Below are 20,971 nucleotides of genomic sequence, written 5' to 3' on the forward strand. Positions count from 1 at the left end.
TGGCTGACCTATAACGACCTGAAGCTGATATAGGCCCAGAAATGTCCAAAGGTTCGACAAGACCGTTCGCCAAATTCGAATTCATGATCGCTTGGCGTTACATCCGTGCGCGGCGGGCCGAGGGTGGCGTCTCGGTGATGACATGGATCAGCCTGATCGGCGTGTCACTGGCGGTGTTTGCGCTGATTGCAACGCTTGCCGTGCGCTCGGGCTTTCGGGCGGAGTTCGTTGATACGATCCTTGGCGCGAACGCTCATGTGACGCTTTACCAGACCATCGAAGTGGACGAGGCCGGGCGGACAAGTCGCGCTATTTCTGACTATTCAGATCGCGCGCAGGCTGTGCTTCAGGTCGAAGGTGTGACGCGCGCAGCGCCGCTGGTGCGTGGTCAGGTGATGGGAAACTTTCAAAATTCGAACATTGGCGTCGAGGTTTATGGCATAAACCCCGATGATTTTTTCACTATTCCAAGAATTGGGCGTGGATCTGACGGCTTGGGCGATATTGGCTCCTTCTCACAAGGGATTGCGATCGGAACTGGCGTCGCGCGTGAATTGGGGGTCGGCGTCGGTGATCGGATTAAGCTGATTTCTCCGAACGGGGTGCGCACGGCCTTTGGCACATCGCCTCGCGTGAGCGCCTATGATGTGGTTTATGTATTCTCCGCAGGGCGTTGGGATATCGACCGCACGCGCGTGTATCTACCGCTCTCCGAAGCGCAGCAGTTTTTCAATCGCGGCGATGTGGCGGATGAGTTGGAGGTCATGGTCGACGACCCCGAGGCGATTGACGGGATGATACCCGATCTGATGGCGGCGATGGGGCCGCGCGCGCTTGTGTGGACGTGGCGCGATAGTGCGGGTGCGTTTCTCCGCGCCTTGAGCGTTGAAGATAACGTAATGTTCATATTGCTCTCGATCCTCGTGTTGATCGCGTCGATGAATATTATTTCCGGCCTGATCATGCTGGTAAAAAACAAAGGGCGGGATATTGGCATTTTGCGGACGATGGGGCTGACCGAAGGGGCGGTGATGCGGGTGTTCTTCATTTGTGGAGCCAGCATCGGAACGGTCGGAACGATTGTCGGCGTGGTTTTGGGCTGTCTCTTTGCAATCTATGTCGATCCGGTTTTCGCATTTATTAATTATGCGACCGGTGGTGGGGTGTGGGACCCATCGATCCGGGGAATTTACGAACTGCCCGCGGAATTGAGGCTGTCAGATGTGCTATCCGCTGTTGCCCTTTCGCTGGGGCTTTCTTGGGGGGTGACGCTGTTTCCGGCGCGGCGGGCGGCGCGGATGAACCCGGTGGAGGCGCTGCGCTATGAGTGAGCCGGTTCTGTCGCTGCAAGGGGTCACGAAATCCTACAACCGTGGAAAGCCGAATGAGGTCAATGTCTTGCGGGGTGTGGATTTGACCGCCTCCGCGGGTGAGATGATCGCGCTCGTGGCGCCTTCGGGGGCGGGTAAATCGACCCTTTTGCATATCGCGGGTTTGCTGGATGTACCGGACAGCGGGACGGTCGGCCTGGCGGGGCAGGATATGACCGCACGGAGTGACCGGCTGCGGACAGCGGCGCGGCGCTCGGAGGTGGGGTTCATCTATCAGTTCCACCATTTGCTTCCCGAATTTTCGGCCTTAGAAAACGTCGTTTTGCCGCAACTGGCCGATGGTGTCCCGCAGAAGGTGGCCAAGGCGCGGGCTTGGGCACTTCTGGAGTCTGTCGGTGTTGCCGAACGGGCGGCGCACAGGCCAGCCGCGCTTTCGGGAGGGGAGCAGCAGCGGGTCGCGTTTTGTCGTGCGTTGGCGAATGAACCGAAGCTTCTATTGGCGGATGAGCCAACCGGCAACCTCGATCCGGAAACGTCGGAGCGCGTGTTCGAAGCGCTCATTTCGTTGGTGCGGGACACCGGCCTTTCGGCCGTGATCGCGACGCATAACATGGAACTGGCCGCGCGAATGGATCGAGTTGTACGGTTGGAAAACGGGAGGGTCATTGAAAAATGAAGGTTCAAGTTTCTGAAATAAAAGAGAAATCCAAGGCCGCCCTTGTGGCGCGCGGGGCAGGGGAATTTCAGGCTGACGAGGTCGCGAAAGCCGTTGCGCGGGCCGAGGCACTGGGGAATGTGATCTGCGGTCTTTACTATTTGGAAAGCTATTGCATCCAGCTGACCTCCGGTCGGGTGAACGGCACGGTTGCGCCGGTCATTTCGCGCCCTAAACCGGGCGCTGTGACAGCGGATGCGCGCCTTGGTTTTGCGCAGCCTGCGTTCGCCCGTGGTCTGCCGGAAGCGGTGGCGGCGGCGCGGGAGTGTGGTGTCGCAACTTTGGCGGTGGCGCATTCCCATACATGCACAAGCTTGGGCTATTTCACCGAACAGATCGCTGCTGAAGGTCTTATCGGGATCGGGTTTACAAATGCTTCGCCGATCGTGGCACCGCCGGGGGGCAATAAGGCTGTGATCGGCACGAACCCGTTTGCAATGACCGTTCCAGGTGATGGTAAGCCGCTGATGCATTTCGATTTTTCGACCTCTGCGGTGGCGCTGGGCAAGATCACCATGGCCAAGGCGGCAGGGCAAAAAATCCCGCTGGGATGGGCCGTGGATGCAGATGGAATCCCGACCGACGACCCCGAATCAGCCCTTAAAGGCGCATTGGTGAGTGCGGGTGGCTACAAGGGCTGGGGGTTGGGCCTTATGGTCGAGATGCTGGCCGCTGGCCTGACCGGATCGGTAAACTCGTTAGATGTCAAAGGCTTGAAACTGGCCGATGGCCCGCCGCATGATTTGGGGCAGTTCTACATCTTGATTGACCCCGGCACCCATGCCGACACGTTGGCAGAACGGTTCAAACGGGTGGCCGATGCGGTGGCGGAACAGGAAAATGCAAGGATTCCAGGGGCTTCGAGGCGTGAAATGACAGAGATCGACGTGCCGGATGCGCTTTGGAGCCAAGTGTTAACGCTCGCCGGTTCGGCCTGATCGGGGCGATGCACAACCCATGCACAATTGATGCACAACCTATGCATATCGCACCTGCAGCATTTTGCGCAGTAACGAACCGTGACGGTGGCTATCGTCACGGGCAACGGGCTATTGATTAACGAAAATATTCTGTCCGTCAGGGCCAGAGAGCACATCAATCGACGTCAGATCATCGCTGCTGAAATCGAAGGTCGTGCGCGGCCCGTCTATGCAGACATCGACAATGGCGGCGGCGGTGTCTTGGCTGATGTCGACATTTGTAGGCTGAAGCGTATTCGTTGCGGTGACAATAGCCTCGGTATCCGGCGCGCGCTGGGCGATATGGACGAACACATCATTGCCATCAATTTGGACAAGCGCGACCGCGCCTTCGGCCTCTTCTGATTGGACGACCTCGGCGGCGGAGCCACTGCCCGTGACATCGATCACGACGCCACCATCCGCGAGGCCGGGGATCGTGACGGCGTGCTCTTCGTCCAAGCAATAGATCGGATCATAGGCGGCGCTGTCACCGGAATAATAGAGCGTGTCTTCGCTACGCCCTTCGGCGATGAAGCCGCGCGTATCGCCCGTGGGTGCCTCAGCCTCGTAAATACGCAAGAGATCGGTCATTCGGGTGTGTTGATCTGCATGAGCGAGCGAGGCAATGCCAAGGGATGCAAGGCTGAAAAGGATCGTTCGCTTCATGAAAACACCCTCCGCAGGGTGGCGCAAAGAGAGTTCGCGCTATGTTGGGGCGGCCATAAGAGTGGAAATCAGATAAGTACTGTCAACACTTTGTCAACGGTTTGGGCTTTCGATGGTGCGAGGGGAACGGGGCGCGCAGTTCCAAACCACCTCGCGATTGAGAGACGTCTCGTTGAGGGTGCCGCGAAATGGAGCGTGGCAGTCTATTGAAAGTGATTAGACATCCAACTCCTCAACGAACTTCGCGTTCTCCTGAATGTACTGGAAGCGCAGTTCGGGTTTCTTGCCCATGAGCCGCTCGACGAGGTCGCCGGTTTCGCCGGGTTCGTCCTCGTCGATGGTCACGCGGATCAGCTTGCGGGAGGCGGGGTCCATCGTGGTTTCCTTGAGGTCTTTGGCGTCCATCTCGCCCAAACCTTTGAAGCGCTGCACGTCGATCTTGCCTTTGCCGCCCAAGCCCTTTTCCATCACGGCTGCTTTCTCGGCTTCATCGGCCACATAGAGCCGCCGCGCACCTTGGGTCAGGCGGTAGAGCGGCGGGCAGGCGAGGTAGAGGTGGCCGTGATCGATCATCGGGCGCATCTGGGTGAAGAAAAACGTCATCAGAAGCGAGGCGATATGGGCGCCGTCGACATCGGCGTCGGTCATGATGATGATTTTGTCGTAGCGGAGGTCATCGACGTTGAACTTGGTACCCAGCCCGACGCCGAGCGCTTGGGTCAGGTCGTTGATCTCCTGATTGCTGCCGAGCTTTGAGGAGGCGGCGCCAAGCACGTTGAGGATTTTGCCGCGCAGGGGCAGGAGGGCTTGGGTCTTGCGGTCGCGGGCCATCTTCGCGGAGCCGCCGGCGCTGTCGCCTTCGACGATGAACAGTTCGGTGCCTTCACGGTTGGTGGCGGAGCAATCGACAAGCTTGCCCGGCAAGCGGAGCTTTTTGGTCGCGGATTTGCGGGCGGTTTCCTTCTCCTGCCGGCGGCGGAGGCGCTCTTCGGAACGCAGAATGAGGAAATCGAGGATGGCGCCTGCGGATTTGGTATCGGCGGCCAGCCAGTTGTCGAAATGGTCACGGACGGCATTTTCGACGAGGCGCTGGGCTTCGGTAGTGGCGAGGCGGTCCTTGGTTTGGCCCACGAACTCCGGCTCGCGGATGAAGCAGGATACCAGCGCACAGCCGCCGGTGATCAGGTCGTCGCGGGTGATCTGGGCGGCTTTGCGGTTATTGATCAACTCGCCATAGGCGCGGACGCCTTTGAGGATCGCGGCCCAGAAACCGGCCTCATGCGTGCCGCCCTCGGGGGTGGGGACGGTGTTACAGTAGGACTGGATGAAACCGTCGCGCGCGGGCGTCCAGTTGATCGCCCATTCGACCTTGCCGGTGGTGTTAAACTTCTCTTGGAAATCAACGGTGCCTGCGAAGGGGCGCTCGGCATAGGTGGAGGCGCTGCCCAAGGTTTCGCTAAGGTAATCGGCTAGACCACCGGGGAAATGGAAGGTGGCTTCTTGCGGGGTTTCGCCATCGTCGATCGCGGATTTCCAGCGGATCTCGACGCCGGAGAAGAGATAGGCCTTGGAGCGCACCATCTTGAGGAGGCGGGCGGGCTTGAAACGGTGATGGCCGAAGATCTGTTCATCGGCATGGAAGGTGACGGTGGTGCCGCGCCGGTTGGGGGCGGCGCCGACTTCCGCCACGGGGCCTTGCGGCAGGCCGCGGGAGAAGCTCTGCTCGTAGAGTTTGCGATCACGGGCGACCTGAACGACCATAGAATCGGAGAGCGCGTTGACCACGGATGCGCCAACACCGTGCAGGCCGCCGGAGGTTTGATAGGCCTTGCCTGAGAATTTGCCGCCCGCGTGCAGGGTGCAGAGGATCACCTCCAGTGCGGATTTGCCGGGGAATTTCGGGTGCGGATCGATCGGGATGCCGCGGCCATTGTCGCGGATGGTGATGGAATAATCGTCGTGTAGCTCAACCTCGATCCGGTTGGCGTGACCGGCGACGGCTTCGTCCATCGAGTTATCGAGAACTTCCGCGACGAGGTGGTGCAGGGCGCGTTCGTCGGTGCCGCCGATATACATGCCGGGGCGTTTGCGGACAGGTTCGAGCCCCTCCAGCACTTCGATGGAGGAGGCGTCATAATCGGTGGGCTCGTTGCCCGCGAGGAGATCGTTGGCCATGCTGCTCTTCTTGCGTTTCTCTTAGCGCATATTGTGGCAGGTGGCGCGGGCGGGGGCAATCAGTAGTTACGGTGGCAAGCTGGTAACAGGGGCGGAAAAACCGCCGTTATCTTGATCAGCGTCAAGGTGCTGTTTCATTCTTTGTGCAGGGTGGCTGCCGAGAGATAAAAGGAGAGCTGCATGACCACCGAAGGAAAAGCGAAAACCGAAGCGGCCGAAGCCGTCCAGCCGCAGAGCCAGATGCCGACCGCGGCATCCATCGCGCAGGCGTTTGAATCAGGCACTTACCCCTATGAGGACAGGCTCGGCCGGAAGGAATACGAGGCCGAGAAGGCGCGCCTTCAGGCGGAGCTGTTGAAGGTGCAGCTGTGGGTGCAGGAGGCGGGGCAAAAGTTTGTGCTGATCTTCGAGGGGCGTGATGCGGCGGGTAAGGGCGGTACGATCAAGCGCTTTACCGAGCATTTGAACCCCCGCTCGGCCCGCGTTGTGGCGCTCAACAAGCCCACGGACGAGGAGCGGGGGCAGTGGTTTTTCCAGCGGTATATCAAGGAGTTGCCGACCGTTGGTGAGATGGTTTTTTATGATCGGTCTTGGTATAACCGTGCCGGCGTGGAACGGGTGATGGGCTTTTGCTCACCTAACGAATATCTGGAGTTCATGCGGCAGACGCCGCTTCTGGAGCAGATGCTCGTGCGGTCGGGTATCAGGCTTTACAAATACTGGTTCTCGGTGACGCAAAACGAGCAGCAGAGCCGCTTCAAGGCGCGGGAGACGGACCCGCTCAAGCAATGGAAGCTTTCCCCGATTGACAAGGCGAGCCTCGATAAATGGGATGATTATACCGAAGCGAAAGAGGCGATGTTCTTTTACACTGACACCGCCGACGCACCTTGGACGATCGTGAAATCCAACGACAAAAAGCGCGCGCGGCTCAATGCGATGCGGCATTTCCTGTCAACGATCGACTATCCGGACAAGGATGAAAGCATTGCCCGCGCTCCTGACCCGCTGATCGTGGGTGGGGCGCACCATGTGGTACATCGCTCGGAGCATATTCTTGGGTCGTCGCTGCATCCGGATCATCGGCGCGGTGGCAACGGTAAGGCAGGCTAACGGCGCTTGGCTTTGCGGGGCGGCAATGGCAAGTTGCGCGCCAAAGGTCGCATTACATTTGGGGAGCGGGACATGCGCGTATTTTTCACTGGTGGCAGCGGTAAGGCTGGACGACATGTGATTCCTGTGTTGCAGGAAGCAGGCCATGATGTCGTCAATATTGACCGCGTGCCGAGCGGATTGCCGAACACAAATGAACTGCTGATCGACCTGTGCGACAGTGGACAGGTGATGGGGGCGATGACCCAATGGGCCGGTTTTGACGAGCTTGAAAGTACGCCTCAGCCCTATGACGCGGTGGTGCATTTTGCCGCCGTGCCGCGCATTTTGATCGGAACGGACGGTGAGTGCTTCCGGCAGAATACGCTCGCGACCTATAATGTGATCGAAGCCGCGGTGAAGCTGGGAATCAAGAAGATCATCTTTGCCAGTTCGGAGACGACCTACGGTGTGTGTTTTGCTGCGGGCGAGTTGAAACCTGAATATGTGCCAATCGACGAGGAGCATCCGACTGTTCCGCATGACAGTTACGCAATGTCGAAGGTGTGTAACGAGGCGACGGGGCGCAGTTTTCAGGCGCGGTCCGGTGCTGATATTTACGGGCTACGGATCAATAATGTGATTGAACCGCATGAATATGCGGAAAACTTTCCGGCATATGTGAAAGATCCGGCGCTGCGGCGGCGCAATATTTTTGCCTATATTGATGCGCGCGACTTGGGGCATATGGTGGACCGCTGCCTGCGGACCGATGGTTTGGGCTACGAGGTGTTCAACGTCTCGAACGATGACAGCTCAGTGGCGATGCCAACTGATGAGGTGATCCGCACGTTTTACGATGGTGTGCCGATGAAGGGCGAGATGGGGCCGCAGGACACCTTCTACAGCAATGCCAAGGCAAAACGGTTGGTGGGATTTGCGCCCAAGTATGGCTGGCGAGGTGACCTGGGCGTTTAGGCGCGGTCCACGTTGCCAGAAGTGTGCTCAGGCCTGCGGATCGGGGAAGGTATCGACCGCAGGTGAAGGCACTGGCACGGGTGTCTCCGTCGGAGTGAAATGCGGCAGCGTATCGCGGCGGATCAATAGCCAATACCGGATTGTCATGGAAGTGGCGGCAGCGCCAAGGCCGACGACGAGCCCGATCCAGACGCCTTTAGCGCCCAAGTTGAGAACGAAGCCCAAGACATAGCTCGCGGGCATGCCGATCAGCCAATAGGAGATGCTGGCCAAGAACATCGGTATGGTGGTGTCTTGCAGCCCGCGCAGGACGCCAAGTACCATGATCTGCATTGCGTCCACAAATTGGAACGCGGCGGCGACCAGCACCAGCGTTGCGCCGGCGGCGATGACTGCCGCGCGGGCGGGTTCATCTGGGTCGACGAAGATTGCGACGAGTGCCTCGGGGAAGGCAATGAAGCAGGCGACGACAAGCGTGCCGAATGCCAAGGATACCGCGAAGGCCACCATTGCGCCGCGCTGGAGATTGGCGCGGTCTTGCCGCCCGTAGGCCGCGCCGGTGCGGATCGTCGCCGCTTGGCTCATGCCGACATGGAACATGAATGTGATCCCTGCCAGTTGCAGCGCGATGCCATGCGCGGCGAGGGGGATCTCGCCAAGCCAGCCCATCATGATGGCTGACGCAGTGAAGAGTGCGGATTCTGCAAAGGTGGTCAGGCCGATGGGAATGCCCATGCGGGCGACCTCGGTAAAGATTGACCAATGCGGCCGCCACCATGCCTGAAGGAGCGCGTATTGTGGCAGCTTGCGCAGTGCGTAGACCGTGAGGCCGATCAACGGCAGCACCTGCATGCTGACCGATGCGATGGCCGCGCCTTGCAAGCCAAGCTCGGGCGCACCGAAATTGCCGAAAATCAGGACGTAATTGAAACCTGCGTTGGCAAAGACAGCCATCACCGTGACGACAAGCTGAACGGTTGTATATTCCAGCGCGGAGAGGAACGACCGCAGAGTGACCATTGCGAGGGCAGGCGCCATTCCGAAGCCGATGATAGACAGGTAATCGCTGGCAAGGGCTGCCAGTTTCGGATCTTGGCCCGCGAGCAGGAAGAGCGGCTCGGAGAAGAGCATAAGCGGCAATACGAGCAGCGCGAAAAACAGCCCGAGCCACACCCCCATGCGGGTGACTTGGCGGACGCGGGCGCTATCGCCGGTGGCCGCGGCAGCGGCGGCCTTTGGCATCACGGCAAAGCCAAAGCCCGCGCCGACGATGAACAGGATAAAAAAGAACGTCGATCCCAGTGTCACGGCTGCGAGCGCGGTCACATCGTACCAGCCGAGCATCAGCGTGTCTGTCATGTGAATGGCGAACTGCGCACCCGAACTGCCCACGAGCGGCAGGCCCAGCACGAGAAGCTCGCGCAGGTGGCGGTGCCAGGGAAGGAGGGGGCGGTGGGCAGTCATAGCGGCTCTCTAGATTGTGATTGCGGTCAGGTCCACCCGTTTGGCGACACGCCGCAATAATGGACAGGGCGGCGCCTACGGCGCATGGTGAGCGGGATATGATTGAGGTCGCCGTGAAATGGTTAATGAACCGTTAAGGCGCGAGAGAAGAGTGGCAGAATGATAGATAAACTTGAGATGCTGATCGCGCTGGCGCGGGAGGAGCATTTTGGCCGCGCGGCGGAGAGCCTTGGACTGACGCAGCCAACGCTTTCGGCGGGGGTCAAGCAGTTGGAGGCGCAGCTGGGGGTGCAGCTTGTCTGGCGTGGCTCGCGCTTTGGCGGGCTGACGCCAGAGGGTCAGCGGGTGCTGATCTGGGCGCGGCAGATCGTGGGCGATGCGCGGACCATGCGCGAGGAAATGCGCGCGGTGCGGCAGGGGCTTTCGGGGGAGGTGCGGCTGGCGGTGATACCGACCGCGCTGACAGCGGCATCGGCGCTTTCTGCCGGATTTGCGGCGGCGCATCCCGGGGTGCGGTTTACCATCCTGTCACGCACGTCGATCGAGATTTTGGCGATGTTGGAAAACCTCGAAGCGGATGCGGGGATCACCTATCTGGACAACGAGCCGCTGGGCCGCGTCGCGACTGTGCCGCTGTATCGCGAGGAATACTGCCTTGTTTGCACGCAGGACATGCCGCTGGCGGAAAAGGTGGAGATCGGTTGGGACGAATTGGAGGGGCTGCCGCTGTGTCTCCTTACGCCGGATATGCAGAACAGGCGGATCCTGAACCAGAACTTTCAGGCGGCGGGGGTAAGCGTCACGGCCTCGGTGGAGGCAAATTCGACCGTTGTGCTGGCGGCGCATGTGGTCACGGGGCGCTGGGCGACGATCCTGCCCAACAAGATGGCGCGATTTCTGGCTGCCGGAAACGGGTTGAGCGTTGTGCCGATGGCGGCACAGGCGCGGGCGCCGTTGGTGGGGATGGTGGCGCTACATCGTGACCCGCATACGCCGGTGCTGGAAGCGCTGATCAAGGCTGCGGGGGCGATGCGGGAGGCGGTTTGAGCCTATTTCTCAGGCGTGGTCGAGAGACAGGTTCCGGCGGTCGATGGATGGCGCGACTTTGCCACGGGATGCGACAACGCACAGCGCCTCGATATCGACGCCGCGATCCTGCCGCAGCACGCAGTCATGAAGCTGGATGGCGTGGAAGCCTGCGGCCTCTAACACCTCTGCGATATAGGTGGGGGAATGGGCGAAGCGGCGGCTCTCGCGCAGTTCCACCGGAGCCGTGCCGCGTTCGATGGTGAAGGCGAGGCGGCCTTGTGGGGCGAGCGCGCCGGCGATCCAGCCGATGATCCGTTCGAGCGCGCCGAGATAGATGAACACATCAGCCGCAACGATTAGGTCATAGGTGGTGGTTGCGAGGGCGAGTGTGCCGATGTCCTGTTTGGAGAGTTCGTCGTAAACGCCCTTTGCGGCGGCTTCGTCCAGCATGCCTTGGGAAATGTCGATGCCGCCGAGCCAGTCGCAGAACGGGCGCAGCTCTTCCCCCATCAGACCTGTGCCGCAGCCGAGGTCGAGCGCCTGTGTGGCATGGGTAAATCCATCCGCCTGAAGTGCGGAGAGAAGCAGCGCGGGGCCGCGATAATCGAGCGCTTCGACCAGCGATTTGTCGAACCGTGGTGCGTATTGATCAAACAGCAGTTCGACAAAGGCGGGTGGGATGTTTTCGGTCACGGGGATATCGCGCATGAGGTCAAGCTTGAGGCCCGCGCCGAACGGGTCGGCGGGGTCGGCGGCTTGGGCCTTGCGCCATGCATCGGCGGCCTCATCCTTTGCGCCGACCATTTCGAGAAACTCGCCCAAGCGGAACCAGCCTGCGGCCCAATCGGGTGCAAGTGAGAGAGCACCGGCGAGAACCTCGATCGCAACAGGAATATCGCCCAGATGGGCCATCGTCTCGGCATAGGCGGCACGCCGGTCCGCAAGCGGATGACCCGAGGGGAATGGCTTTCCAACCATTGATGAACTTTCCGAAGGGCCGCTGGCAGGCCAATGCCATGCGGGAAGCACCGCGCGTCATGCACGCGGCACTCCGGCGCTTAGGGCCAAGGAGGGGAAGCTGTCAAGATGGGTGTTGGGCCTATGGATGGGCGCCCTGAGTACAGGACGCCCAGTTGCCGGAACAGGAAACTGTTAGAGGCCGAAATTCTTCCGCAATCCGGCAACGAAGGCTTCGTCTTGTCCGAGGTCATAGCGCCCGCTGAGAAGCGACGCAGCGCCATCGCCGGAGACGTAGCGCATTTGATCGCTGCCGTCGGTTGCGGCGTTCCAGATCACTTCGGCAACATCTGCCGGTTCTTGGTGGCTGGACGTGTCCATGTTCGCCATTGCGGTGGTCATGGCATCAACCATCGGCTGGTAGTCAGTCAGGTTCGGGTCGGTCGTGAATTCAAAGCTGCGGCCGCCGAAATCGGTTTTGACACCGCCGGGCTCGATGATCTTCACCCGCAGGCCAAGTGGCCATAGCTCGTAATGTAGTGCCTCCGACAGACCCTCCACCGCGTATTTGGAGCTGTGATAGAGCGTGCCGAGCGGATAGGTCATGCGCCCACCGACCGAGGAGATATTGATAATGATGCCTGCCTTTTGTGCCCGCATGATCGGCATAGCCGCCTTGGTGGCTTCTATAAGTCCAAAGAAATTGACCTCGAATTGGCGGCGAATGGTGTCCATCGGGGTGGCTTCGAGCGGGCCATAGGCGCCGTAGCCTGCATTGTTCAGCAGCACGTCGATGGAGCCGAAGCGCTCCATCCCTGCGGCGAATGCCGACGCGATTGAGGTGTTATCGACGAGGTCGAGCCGTGTTACCAGAATGTTGTCATGGGCAAGATCGGCACCGTCATCAGTGTTGCGCATTGTGGCGACGACGTTCCAGCCGCGCTCTGCGAAGAGGCGGGCGGTTGCCTTGCCGATGCCGGAGCTTGCGCCCGTAATGAGAATTGTATGGGTCATGAGGAGATCCTTTAGGGTTGATTGCGCCGTCTGATGCTCAACATATGGGTGTTGTGATGTGATCGTCACTCGCCGGACGCGCCAAATGACATGCGGAAAGTGCCAATGGGGGCATTAGGCCCGCGCGTCTGCCCGCCATGCTTCAGGTGTGGTGCCTGTCCACCTGTGGAAGGCGCGGAACAGTGAATTGGGATCTTCAAAACCAAGGAGGAAGCTGACCTCGTCAACGCTGAGGTTGGTCGAACCCAAGTAATGGCGTGCCAGTCGCGCGCCGCAGAGGTTGAGCACTTCGAGCCAGCTTGTCCCTTCCTCGGCAAGCCGCCGTTGGAGCGACCTTTTGCTGACGGCGAGTTCGCGGGCGACGTCCTCGATCTGGGTCCGGCCGCTGGGCAGGAGTTCGTTGAGCGCGTGTTCGACACGGGTGCGCATGGTTTCGCCGCGCTTGGCGTCCTCCATCCTGCGCCGAAGTGATGGCGCGAAAAATTCCCACATCAGATCATCATGGGTGAGAAACGGCCGGCGGGCGTCAGCGGCAGCCAGCGTGATCGCGGTGTTGGTACCAAGTGTTACTGGGCAGCCGAACCATGCCTCATATGCAGCGTCCATTGGTGCAAAAGCAGGAACCTCGACGCTGACAGGCTGAACATTGTGGCGCGTGGCGCGGCGGATGAAGCTGACGAGAAAGACAAGTTCAGCCAGTCCCATGATCAAGGGCACATCCGGCCGGAATTTGCAGCTATGGCGGATGGTGGTGACGGTGCTCTCGACATCAACATCGAGGCTGAACGCGCCGACGAGGCGTTTGAACTCTCCCAAACGTCGCGCGGCGGTGTTCATATCAGGGGAGCAAATCGCGGCAAAGAGCGCGGGATCGAACAGTTCTGCCGAGGCGACTTGCCCAAGACGCAGGGCCAATGTCGGGTCGTTTGCCTCGTCGTTCAGGGTGTCCCAAAGGGTGTAAAAGGCGTCGAGCGTGATCCGTGTGCCGTCTCCGTCAAGCACGCCGTTTGGAAGGCCCGCGCGGCGCAGGACGGTTTGGGGCGAAAGGCCGAGATCGGACAGGATCAGGCGCCATGCCTTCCCGACATGGACCGTTGGGGCTGTTTGGGATCGGGACATGCGCACCTCCGGTATGTGGATACCGCTTGGAGGTGATTCCAGCAATTTCAGGCTGCGCCAACATACTTGCCGAATGCGCCAAAAGGGGGGGTGTTTGGGTGGCGGAGGCGTTATTCCCCGCGCCGCCCCTTGAGCAGGCGGTCGGCCTTTTTGCGCACGAGGACGTTGCGTAGGTCGTGCATGGCGAGGAGGAGGGTGTCTGTCACCGCTTCGAGTTGCTCCTCGTCGGCTTTGGACTGGACCCATTGCGCGGTGAGGTTGAGGTGGTCCACCGTTCGAAGGATGTCATCCACGTCCCGCTGGGCGAGGAGGGCGAGGCGTTCGGTCATCCAGTCCTTGATCGCGGCGAGGTCTTCGTCCGTCAGGCGGGTGTCGCCTTGCGGCTTGATCTCGCCATTGCGGATGTTGACCACGGCGATCTGGTCAAGGTCGATGCGGCGCTGGCGGTTTTCGGTATCGACGCGAAACACCGTCGCGCCGTTGTCGCGCACGCGGAAATAGTAGTCCGGTAAGTCCGCGCCCATGATCGCCTCACTTCAGTTTCGTGCAGAACTCGGTGATCCGGCGGCATGCCTCGGTGAGCTCTTCTTCGGAGGTAGCGTAGCTTACCCGAAAGCAGGGGGAAAGCCCGAAGGCCGCGCCGAAGACGACCGCGACGCCGTATTCCTCAAGCAGCGCGATGGCGAAGTCTTCGTCGTTGGTGATCTGCTTGCCGCCTGCCGATGTTTTGCCGATGCAATCACGGATCGACGGATAGACGTAGAACGCGCCTTCCGGTGTGGGGCAGGTGATCCCCGGCGCGGCATTGAGCGCAGAAACCACCAGATCGCGGCGGCGCTGGAAGAGCGCGCGGTTCGGCTCAAGATACTCCTGCGGGCCGGTCAGTGCGGCCAGCGCCGCATATTGGCTGACGGTGCAGGGGTTGGAGGTGGATTGCGATTGCAGTTTGCGCATCGCGGCGATCAGCGGCTCTGGCCCACCCGCGTAGCCGATGCGCCAGCCGGTCATCGCGTGGGCCTTTGACACGCCGTTGACCGTCAGCGTCCGGTCATGGAGCGCGGGGGCGACTTGCGCGGGCGTGCAGAAGCGGAAATCGTTAAAGACGAGGTGCTCATACATATCGTCGGACATCACCCATACATGGGGGTGCTTTTCGAGCACGTCGGTGAGGGCTTTCAGCTCGTTCCAAGCGTAGCCTGCGCCTGTCGGGTTGGAGGGGGAGTTGAACAGGAACCACTTCGTTTTGGGGGTGATGGCGGCTTCGAGCGCGGCGGCGGTAAGTTTGAAATTGTCGTCGATCCGTGTCTCGACGATGACTGGTGTGCCACCCGCGAGGCGGACCATGTCGGGATAGCTGACCCAATAAGGTGCGGGGATGATCACCTCGTCGCCGGGGTTCAGCGTGGCCATGAAGGCGTTGTAGAGCACTTGCTTTCCGCCGGTGCCGACGCTGATCTGTGATGGTTTGTAGGTGAGGCCGTTTTCGCGGGAAAACTTATCGCAGATGGCTTGCTTCAGCTCGGGGATACCATCGACGGCGGTGTATTTGGTTTTGCCCGCGCGGATGGCGGCGATGGCGGCTTCCTTGATCGCGTCTGGCGTGTCGAAATCCGGTTCGCCTGCACTGAGCGCGATGATGTCGCGCCCTGCGGCGCGCAGCTCGGCGGCGCGGGTCGTCATGGCGATGGTGGGCGAAGGTTTCACGCGCGACAGTGTCGCAGACAGCAGGGTCATGGTCGGCTCCGGTGGCCATTAACGGTCACTCGTGTCATATGGTGCAGGTACAACCCGATCAAGCGGCAAAGAGGACGTTGATATGACCGAAACGAACTGGTTCAGCGAAGATGCAGCAACCTTCGGCGATAGGCTTGCGGCGGCGCGGGAAGCCGCGGGACTTCAGCAGAAGGAGCTTGCGGCGCAGATCGGGGTGAAGGTCGAGACGCTCATCGCATGGGAGCATGACCTCAAAGAACCGCGCGCCAACCGCTTGCAGATGCTGTCGGGGATTTTGGGCGTGTCGTTGAGCTGGCTTCTGACCGGCGATGGCGAAGGCCCGACCGATCCCGGTGATGTGGATGTCATCCCTGACGATATCGCGGCGATCCTGACCGAAATTCGTGCGGTGCGGACGCAGATCGTTCAGCGCACCGACCGGCTGGCGCAGCTTGAAAAGCGTCTTCGGGCAGCGCTGAAGGACAGCTGATGCAGGGTGAGACTCGCGAGATCAGACTGAAGCGCCTGCGCATGCGCTCGATGCGGCGGGGGATCAAGGAGATGGACCTGATCCTTGGTGGTTACAGCGATCAGCATCTTGATGGGATGGATGCGGAGATGCTCGACCTTTACGAGCGCCTGCTGGAAGAAAACGATCAGGACCTCTACCAGTGGGTCAGTGGCCAGGTTGCCGCGCCTGCGCCCTATGGTGAGTTGGTGGCCGAAATCGCGCTTGGCGCGGACGGGATCGTGCGCCCTGCATGACATTTTTGCGGTTTTCGAACTGATTTAACCGAAAATTCGAGAATTCGGGTCAATGTGCTCTCCAGACGGAAAAAGGAGAGCCATCATGACCCATCATAGCCCTGTCGCGCTGGCAGAGGCAGAGCCCAAGGCCATCACCGCCGAACAGACCGCATTTATGGGGCGGTATCTGGAAACCCTAACCTTGGTCGAGCGTCTGCATCGCCTTTTGCTCGACGTGATCAAGGACGAGTTCGAGCGGCTTGGCGTGCTGGAGATCAATCCGGTGCAGGGGCTGTTGCTGTTCAATGTCGGTAATAACGAAGTGACGGCGGGCGAGCTGAAGAGCCGCGGATATTATCAGGGCTCGAATGTCAGCTATAACCTAAAGAAGCTGGTGCAGCTTGGCTATATGCATCACCAGCGCTGCCAGATCGATCGTCGCGCGGTGCGCGTCCGGCTGACGCAGGAGGGGCGGACGGTGCGCGATGTCGTCGGGCGGCTGTTCGCAACGCATGCGCTTGGCCTTGTGGAGAAGGGCGTGATGGGATTTGCCGATATCGAGGAGATTACCGCCACGCTGCGGCAGGTGGAGCGCTACTGGACGGAGCAGATCCGCTATATCTATTGAGCGGGCGTGGCGGGGTGCCTAGAGCGCCCGCCAGCCGATATCCCGACGGCAGAAGCCCTCGGGCCAGTCAATCGCATCGACCATCGCATAGGCACGGTCGCGGGCCTCTTGCAGGCTGGCGCCGCGCGCGGTGACGTTGAGGACGCGGCCGCCGGTTGCGGTGATCTTGCCATCAACTTCGGTGGTGCCTGCGTGGAATGCCATGTTGGAGGAATCTTCGGGTAGGATGTTCAGGCCTTTGATTTCGCTGCCTTTCTGATAGCTGCCCGGGTAGCCGTTTGCGGCGAGGACGACGGTGATTGCGTGATCGTCGGCCCATTTGACCGCGACGTCAGCAAGGCGGCCTTCGGCACAGGCCTGGATCAGATCGAAGGCCTGACCGCCAAGCCGCATCATCAAAACCTGACATTCAGGATCGCCAAAGCGAACGTTATATTCCACAAGGCGCGGCTGGCCGTCCTTGATCATCAGGCCCGCGTAGAGGACGCCTTGGTAGGGCATGCCCTGACGGGCCATTTCCGCCATCGTCGGACGGATGATTTCATCGAGCGCTTTTTGGGCGATTTCGTCGGTCAGGACCGGCGCGGGAGAGTAGGCGCCCATGCCGCCGGTATTGGGGCCGGTATCGCCATCGCCGACGCGCTTGTGATCTTGAGCTGTGCCGATGGGCAGAACAGTTTCACCATCGACGAGTACGAAGAACGAGGCTTCCTCGCCGTCCATGAACTCTTCAATGACCACTTCGGCACCGGCGGTGCCAAACTCACCGCCGAACATATCGTCGATGGCATCAAGTGCTTCCGCCTCGGTCATTGCGACGATCACGCCTTTGCCGGCGGCGAGGCCGTCAGCCTTTACTACAATCGGCGCGCCTTGGGCGCGGATGTAGTCTTTGGCGGGTGCGGGATCGGTGAAACGCTCATAGGCGGCAGTGGGGGCGTTGGCCGCATCGCAGATCGCTTTTGTGAAAGATTTGGAGGCTTCCAGCCGCGCAGCGGCGGCGGAAGGTCCGAAAACTGAAAGTCCTGCATCGCGCAATCTGTCGGCAACACCAGCAGCGAGAGGCGCTTCGGGGCCGATGACCACGAAATCAATGGCATTCTCGGCGGCAAAGGTCGCGACCACATCGCCATCGTTGATGTCAATCGACGCGCATTCGGCGATTTCGGCCATGCCAGCATTGCCGGGCGCGCAGATCAGCCGATCGCATTTGGGGTTTTGCTTGATCGCCCAAGCGAGGCTGTGTTCGCGCCCGCCGCTGCCCAAAACCAGAATGTTCATTGCGTCCCCCGCTTGGCCTTTGATTGCGGGCGTTCTAAGGTCGGGGGAAGGTAAGAGCAAGAGCGACAGATGGACCTGTTTGAAGACGAGGCGGCGAGCGGCAACACACCCGAGTTCAGCGTGGCGGAAATTTCTGGCGCGGTGAAGCGGACGATCGAGGGTGAGTTTGGCCATGTGCGGGTGCGCGGCGAGGTGGGCCGCGTGGTCATCGCGCGCACGGGGCATATGTATTTTGACCTGAAAGACGATCGCGCGACGCTGGCGTGCGTAAGCTGGAAGGGGCAGGTTTCAAAGCTGACCCATCGCCCCGAGGAGGGGATGGAGGTCATCGCGACGGGCAAGATGACGACCTTTGGCCCGCAATCGAAATACCAGCTGAATGTCGAAGATGTCGCCCCTGCGGGGGCGGGCGCGCTGATGGCGATGCTGGAAAAGCGCAAGGCGATGTTGCAGGCGGAGGGGCTTTTTGCGCCGGAGCGCAAGGCGGCGCTGCCGTTTCTGCCGGAGGTGATTGGCGTTGTGACCTCGCCCACGGGGGCGGTAATCCGCGATATTTTGCACCGCTTGCGGGATCGCTTCCCGAGGAAGGTTCTTGTCTGGCCGGTGGCGGTGCAGGGCAATGCCTGTGCGCCGGATGTGGCGGCGGCGATTGAGGGGTTCAACCGGATGACGCCGGGCGGTGCGCTGCCACGGCCCGATCTGTTGATCGTGGCGCGGGGTGGCGGCAGCATCGAGGATCTGTGGGGCTTCAACGAGGAGATCGTGGCGCGGGCGGCGGCGGCGAGTGAGATACCGCTGATCTCGGCTGTGGGGCATGAGACGGATACGACGCTGATCGATTATGTGTCCGATTACCGCGCGCCAACGCCGACGGCGGCGGCAGAGCGGGCGGTGCCTGTGCGATTGGAGCTGATGGCATGGGTCGAGAGCCAAGGCGGGCGCTTGGGGCAAGCAATGCAACAGGCGCTGCGCCTGCGGGAGCAGCGCTTGCGGGATATTGCGCGGGCCTTGCCGAAGGGCGATGCGATTCTCGCGCCCTACCGGCAAGCCTTTGATGTGAATGCGGAAAAACTGCCGGTTGCCTTGCGGACAGCCACGGCGCGGAAGGCGCTGCGGTTGAGCGAGGCAAGCGGCAGCCTGCGGCCTTCGGTACTGCAATCGCGGACGCGGCAGGCGGCACGGGAGCTGGCGCAACCGGCAGCAAGGCTCGATCCGGCTTTGGCGCGCTATGCCAAGGATCAACGGCGGGCGCTGGAGGCGTTGGTGGCACGGATGCGGCCCGACACGCTGGCGCGCGAGACGCGGCGAGAGCGGGAGCGTTTGGCGCGGGTGTCACGGCAGTTCGCGGATGCCGCGCGGCGCTTGGAGGACACACGGCGGGCGCGGGTGGAGGCGCTTGACCGCCTACGGGAGACGCTCGGCTATAAAGAAACGCTCAAGCGCGGTTATGCGGTGGTGCGCGGTGATGGCGCGTTGGTCACAGGGACCAAGGCTGCGCGGGCAGCGGGCGAGTTGGAGCTGGAATTTGCCGATGGCAAGCTCGTTATCGGCAGCGGCGGGGGTGGCGGCGGGGGCAGTAAGCCGAAGAAGCCCGCGCCAAAAGCCCCACCGGAGCAAGGGACTCTTCTATAACATCAGGAGCCGAAGCCGGGGCAGGTTTGGCCGGGGTGGTCGGATACCTCGTAAAGTTCGGTGCTTGGGCTGCCGGAGTAGCGCGCGCGGAGGCGGTCGTTTTTAAGGAAGAACTTCCAGCATTGGGGCGTGTCATCGGGCGGGTAGATGAAGCAGATCTCGCCCGTGGCAGAAGCGTACCAGTGGCCCGAACGGCAGGCTTCGCCCTCGAATGACCAGATCACACGGCGGTCGCGGAAGTAGGTTTCGGTGCCGTAGATCGTTTCGCCGGCGCGGGCGTAGCCGAGGGTGCGGCCGAGGGTGAGGGCCGCGAAAGCATCTGGACTTAGCGGCTTTTCGGCGGCGCTGAGCGTGCTGGCCCAGAGGAGCGCCGCTAGGAGGGCAAGCGGTTTACGCTGCATTGCTTTGTTGCCATTTTGCCAATCTTGGGTCCATCACCCGCCGCCACAAGCGTGGATAGAGGGCGACGCAGGCCATCACAGGCAGTGACCGCGGAAGCATTGGCACATCGGGAGCGAGGGTCAGTGCCGGGTAGGGGCGCGAGGGATGGGCGTGATGATCGGAGTGGCGGGGCGCGTTGAGCATCAATCCTGAAGAATACCAGTGCGGGCTGTTCCAGCTATGTGCGGGGGCGATGGGCACGGGTTTGCCATTGTCGCCGGTGGCGCGGCGCAGGCCGTAGTGTTGAACGTAATCCGACATCAGGAGCTGCATTTGTGCGAAGGCACAGAGCAGCAGATATGCCAGAACGCCCCATGCGCCGCCGATCGCCACGGCAAGGAACAGCATCAGCGCAGCACCTGCCCAGTAGCGGAGATAGGGGTGGGCGAGTTGGCTTTTGCCCGTGTTTTGGAGGCGGTCGCGTTCGGCTTGCCAACCGGCGCGGTAAGAGCCGACCCACGCGCGGCGCAGAAAGCGGTAGAGGCTTTCGCCACGGCGGGCGCTGTTGGGGTCGGCATCCGTCCCCACAAAGCGGTGATGGACAAGCGGATGCGCCGAGGCGTGATGACCGAAGAGCAGCGAGACATAGACCCAGACGCCGAGGCTACGCAGGGAGCGATCGGTGCGGTGGATCAATTCGTGTGCATTGGAATTACTTACTTGCCCGTAGACCAGACCTGCCGCCGCGAACAGCGCCAGCTTGGCGGGAAGGGAGAGCGCATCGCCTGCGAGCGCGGCGACGGTGGCCGCAAGCGAGACGAGATGGGCCATAGCCAAGAAGGCCGAGAGCACATCCGCTGCGGTCTGGGAGGCGTCGGGATTGGCGGCTGCGGAGCGGCGGGAAACCCATTCATCAAGGAGCGCTGTGAGTGCCGTCATATAGGCGAGCGCGGCAAGCACCCAGAGCCCACCTGCGAGCGCACCCGCGATGAGCAAGGCGTAGGCTGTGAGAGTGGCGATAGCGAAAAGGCGCATTGGGTTTCCGGTGATGTATGCGCGCATGATAACCGCCGTGCGCGTCGGGTCC

At 61.2% G+C, this 20,971-nt stretch carries 21 protein-coding genes; 10 read left to right on the top strand and 11 right to left on the bottom strand.

Annotated features, from left to right (window positions below):
* Positions 1–41 precede the first annotated feature (41 nt).
* From AB1E42_RS05385 to AB1E42_RS05395, 3 genes are read left to right on the top strand one after another with little or no spacing between them, the layout of a single operon-like run.
* Complete coding sequence (locus AB1E42_RS05385) at positions 42–1,331, top strand: ABC transporter permease (RefSeq protein WP_368345969.1); 1,290 nt, start codon at positions 42–44, stop codon at positions 1,329–1,331.
* Positions 1,324–2,007 carry an ABC transporter ATP-binding protein gene (locus tag AB1E42_RS05390; RefSeq protein WP_368345970.1) on the top strand — a complete coding sequence of 228 codons (684 nt, stop codon included), beginning with the start codon at positions 1,324–1,326 and terminating at the stop codon, positions 2,005–2,007. The genes AB1E42_RS05385 and AB1E42_RS05390 overlap by 8 nt, the downstream gene beginning before the upstream one ends.
* Positions 2,004–2,984 (top strand): Ldh family oxidoreductase, encoded by a 981-nt coding sequence (locus AB1E42_RS05395; RefSeq protein WP_368345971.1) that lies wholly within the window; start codon positions 2,004–2,006, stop codon positions 2,982–2,984. Before AB1E42_RS05390 ends, AB1E42_RS05395 begins: the two co-directional genes overlap by 4 nt.
* A gap of 111 nt (positions 2,985–3,095) precedes the next feature.
* Here AB1E42_RS05395 and AB1E42_RS05400 read toward each other — a convergent pair whose 3' ends face one another.
* Together AB1E42_RS05400 and parE are read right to left on the bottom strand one after the other, a co-directional pair.
* Complete coding sequence (locus AB1E42_RS05400; RefSeq protein ID WP_368345972.1) at positions 3,096–3,674, bottom strand: hypothetical protein; 579 nt, start codon at positions 3,672–3,674, stop codon at positions 3,096–3,098.
* A gap of 216 nt (positions 3,675–3,890) precedes the next feature.
* The gene (parE, locus tag AB1E42_RS05405) at positions 3,891–5,849 is read right to left on the bottom strand and encodes a DNA topoisomerase IV subunit B (RefSeq protein WP_368345973.1); all 1,959 of its coding nucleotides are present in this window, start codon (positions 5,847–5,849) and stop codon (positions 3,891–3,893) included.
* A 240-nt stretch (positions 5,850–6,089) separates the two neighbouring features.
* Here parE and ppk2 point away from each other — a divergent pair, with 240 nt between their 5' ends.
* Positions 6,090–6,962, top strand: coding sequence for a polyphosphate kinase 2 (gene ppk2, locus AB1E42_RS05410; RefSeq protein WP_368346373.1), 873 nt, complete (start codon positions 6,090–6,092; stop codon positions 6,960–6,962).
* Positions 6,963–7,034: 72 nt separating this feature from the next.
* Positions 7,035–7,919 (top strand): NAD-dependent epimerase/dehydratase family protein, encoded by an 885-nt coding sequence (locus tag AB1E42_RS05415; protein ID WP_368345974.1) that lies wholly within the window; start codon positions 7,035–7,037, stop codon positions 7,917–7,919.
* A 27-nt stretch (positions 7,920–7,946) separates the two neighbouring features.
* Here AB1E42_RS05415 and AB1E42_RS05420 read toward each other — a convergent pair whose 3' ends face one another.
* Positions 7,947–9,383 carry an MATE family efflux transporter gene (locus tag AB1E42_RS05420; RefSeq protein ID WP_368345975.1) on the bottom strand — a complete coding sequence of 479 codons (1,437 nt, stop codon included), beginning with the start codon at positions 9,381–9,383 and terminating at the stop codon, positions 7,947–7,949.
* A 159-nt stretch (positions 9,384–9,542) separates the two neighbouring features.
* Between AB1E42_RS05420 and AB1E42_RS05425 the strand changes: the two genes are divergently transcribed.
* Positions 9,543–10,430 carry a LysR family transcriptional regulator gene (locus tag AB1E42_RS05425; RefSeq protein ID WP_368345976.1) on the top strand — a complete coding sequence of 296 codons (888 nt, stop codon included), beginning with the start codon at positions 9,543–9,545 and terminating at the stop codon, positions 10,428–10,430.
* Between the two features lie 9 nt (positions 10,431–10,439).
* Here the strand turns inward: AB1E42_RS05425 and AB1E42_RS05430 are convergent, their stop codons facing one another.
* From AB1E42_RS05430 to AB1E42_RS05450, 5 genes are all read right to left on the bottom strand, one after another.
* Positions 10,440–11,390: a methyltransferase domain-containing protein gene (locus AB1E42_RS05430; protein ID WP_368345977.1), complete on the bottom strand. Its 951-nt coding sequence runs from the start codon at positions 11,388–11,390 to the stop codon at positions 10,440–10,442.
* A 174-nt stretch (positions 11,391–11,564) separates the two neighbouring features.
* A complete protein-coding gene (locus AB1E42_RS05435) occupies positions 11,565–12,383 on the bottom strand; it encodes an SDR family oxidoreductase (RefSeq protein WP_368345978.1) in 819 nt (272 codons plus the stop codon).
* Positions 12,384–12,497: 114 nt separating this feature from the next.
* Positions 12,498–13,502 carry an AraC family transcriptional regulator ligand-binding domain-containing protein gene (locus AB1E42_RS05440; RefSeq protein WP_368345979.1) on the bottom strand — a complete coding sequence of 335 codons (1,005 nt, stop codon included), beginning with the start codon at positions 13,500–13,502 and terminating at the stop codon, positions 12,498–12,500.
* A gap of 110 nt (positions 13,503–13,612) precedes the next feature.
* On the bottom strand, positions 13,613–14,026 hold the full coding sequence (locus AB1E42_RS05445) for a hypothetical protein (RefSeq protein ID WP_368345980.1): 414 nt from the start codon (positions 14,024–14,026) through the stop codon (positions 13,613–13,615).
* A gap of 7 nt (positions 14,027–14,033) precedes the next feature.
* Positions 14,034–15,236: a pyridoxal phosphate-dependent aminotransferase gene (locus tag AB1E42_RS05450; RefSeq protein ID WP_368345981.1), complete on the bottom strand. Its 1,203-nt coding sequence runs from the start codon at positions 15,234–15,236 to the stop codon at positions 14,034–14,036.
* A gap of 82 nt (positions 15,237–15,318) precedes the next feature.
* Between AB1E42_RS05450 and AB1E42_RS05455 the strand changes: the two genes are divergently transcribed.
* The 3 genes from AB1E42_RS05455 to AB1E42_RS05465 all read left to right on the top strand — a co-directional run bounded on the left by AB1E42_RS05455 (position 15,319) and on the right by AB1E42_RS05465 (position 16,590).
* Positions 15,319–15,705 (top strand): multiprotein-bridging factor 1 family protein, encoded by a 387-nt coding sequence (locus AB1E42_RS05455; RefSeq protein ID WP_368345982.1) that lies wholly within the window; start codon positions 15,319–15,321, stop codon positions 15,703–15,705.
* Positions 15,705–15,980, top strand: coding sequence for a succinate dehydrogenase assembly factor 2 (locus AB1E42_RS05460; RefSeq protein ID WP_368345983.1), 276 nt, complete (start codon positions 15,705–15,707; stop codon positions 15,978–15,980). The genes AB1E42_RS05455 and AB1E42_RS05460 overlap by 1 nt, the downstream gene beginning before the upstream one ends.
* A 157-nt stretch (positions 15,981–16,137) precedes the next feature.
* A complete protein-coding gene (locus tag AB1E42_RS05465; protein WP_368346374.1) occupies positions 16,138–16,590 on the top strand; it encodes a MarR family winged helix-turn-helix transcriptional regulator in 453 nt (150 codons plus the stop codon).
* Positions 16,591–16,608: 18 nt separating this feature from the next.
* Here AB1E42_RS05465 and purD read toward each other — a convergent pair whose 3' ends face one another.
* Positions 16,609–17,871 (bottom strand): phosphoribosylamine--glycine ligase, encoded by a 1,263-nt coding sequence (purD, locus tag AB1E42_RS05470; protein ID WP_368345984.1) that lies wholly within the window; start codon positions 17,869–17,871, stop codon positions 16,609–16,611.
* Positions 17,872–17,940: 69 nt separating this feature from the next.
* Here purD and xseA point away from each other — a divergent pair, with 69 nt between their 5' ends.
* Positions 17,941–19,503, top strand: coding sequence for an exodeoxyribonuclease VII large subunit (gene xseA, locus AB1E42_RS05475; RefSeq protein WP_368345985.1), 1,563 nt, complete (start codon positions 17,941–17,943; stop codon positions 19,501–19,503).
* 2 nt (positions 19,504–19,505) lie between these two features.
* Here the strand turns inward: xseA and AB1E42_RS05480 are convergent, their stop codons facing one another.
* Positions 19,506–19,904: a hypothetical protein gene (locus tag AB1E42_RS05480; RefSeq protein WP_368345986.1), complete on the bottom strand. Its 399-nt coding sequence runs from the start codon at positions 19,902–19,904 to the stop codon at positions 19,506–19,508.
* Positions 19,894–20,919: an alkane 1-monooxygenase gene (locus AB1E42_RS05485; RefSeq protein ID WP_368345987.1), complete on the bottom strand. Its 1,026-nt coding sequence runs from the start codon at positions 20,917–20,919 to the stop codon at positions 19,894–19,896. The genes AB1E42_RS05480 and AB1E42_RS05485 overlap by 11 nt, the downstream gene beginning before the upstream one ends.
* Between the last annotated feature and the right edge of the window lie 52 nt (positions 20,920–20,971).

Origin of the sequence: Pelagovum sp. HNIBRBA483 (genome assembly GCF_040931995.1) — a bacterium.
Lineage (GTDB): Bacteria > Pseudomonadota > Alphaproteobacteria > Rhodobacterales > Rhodobacteraceae > JAEPMR01.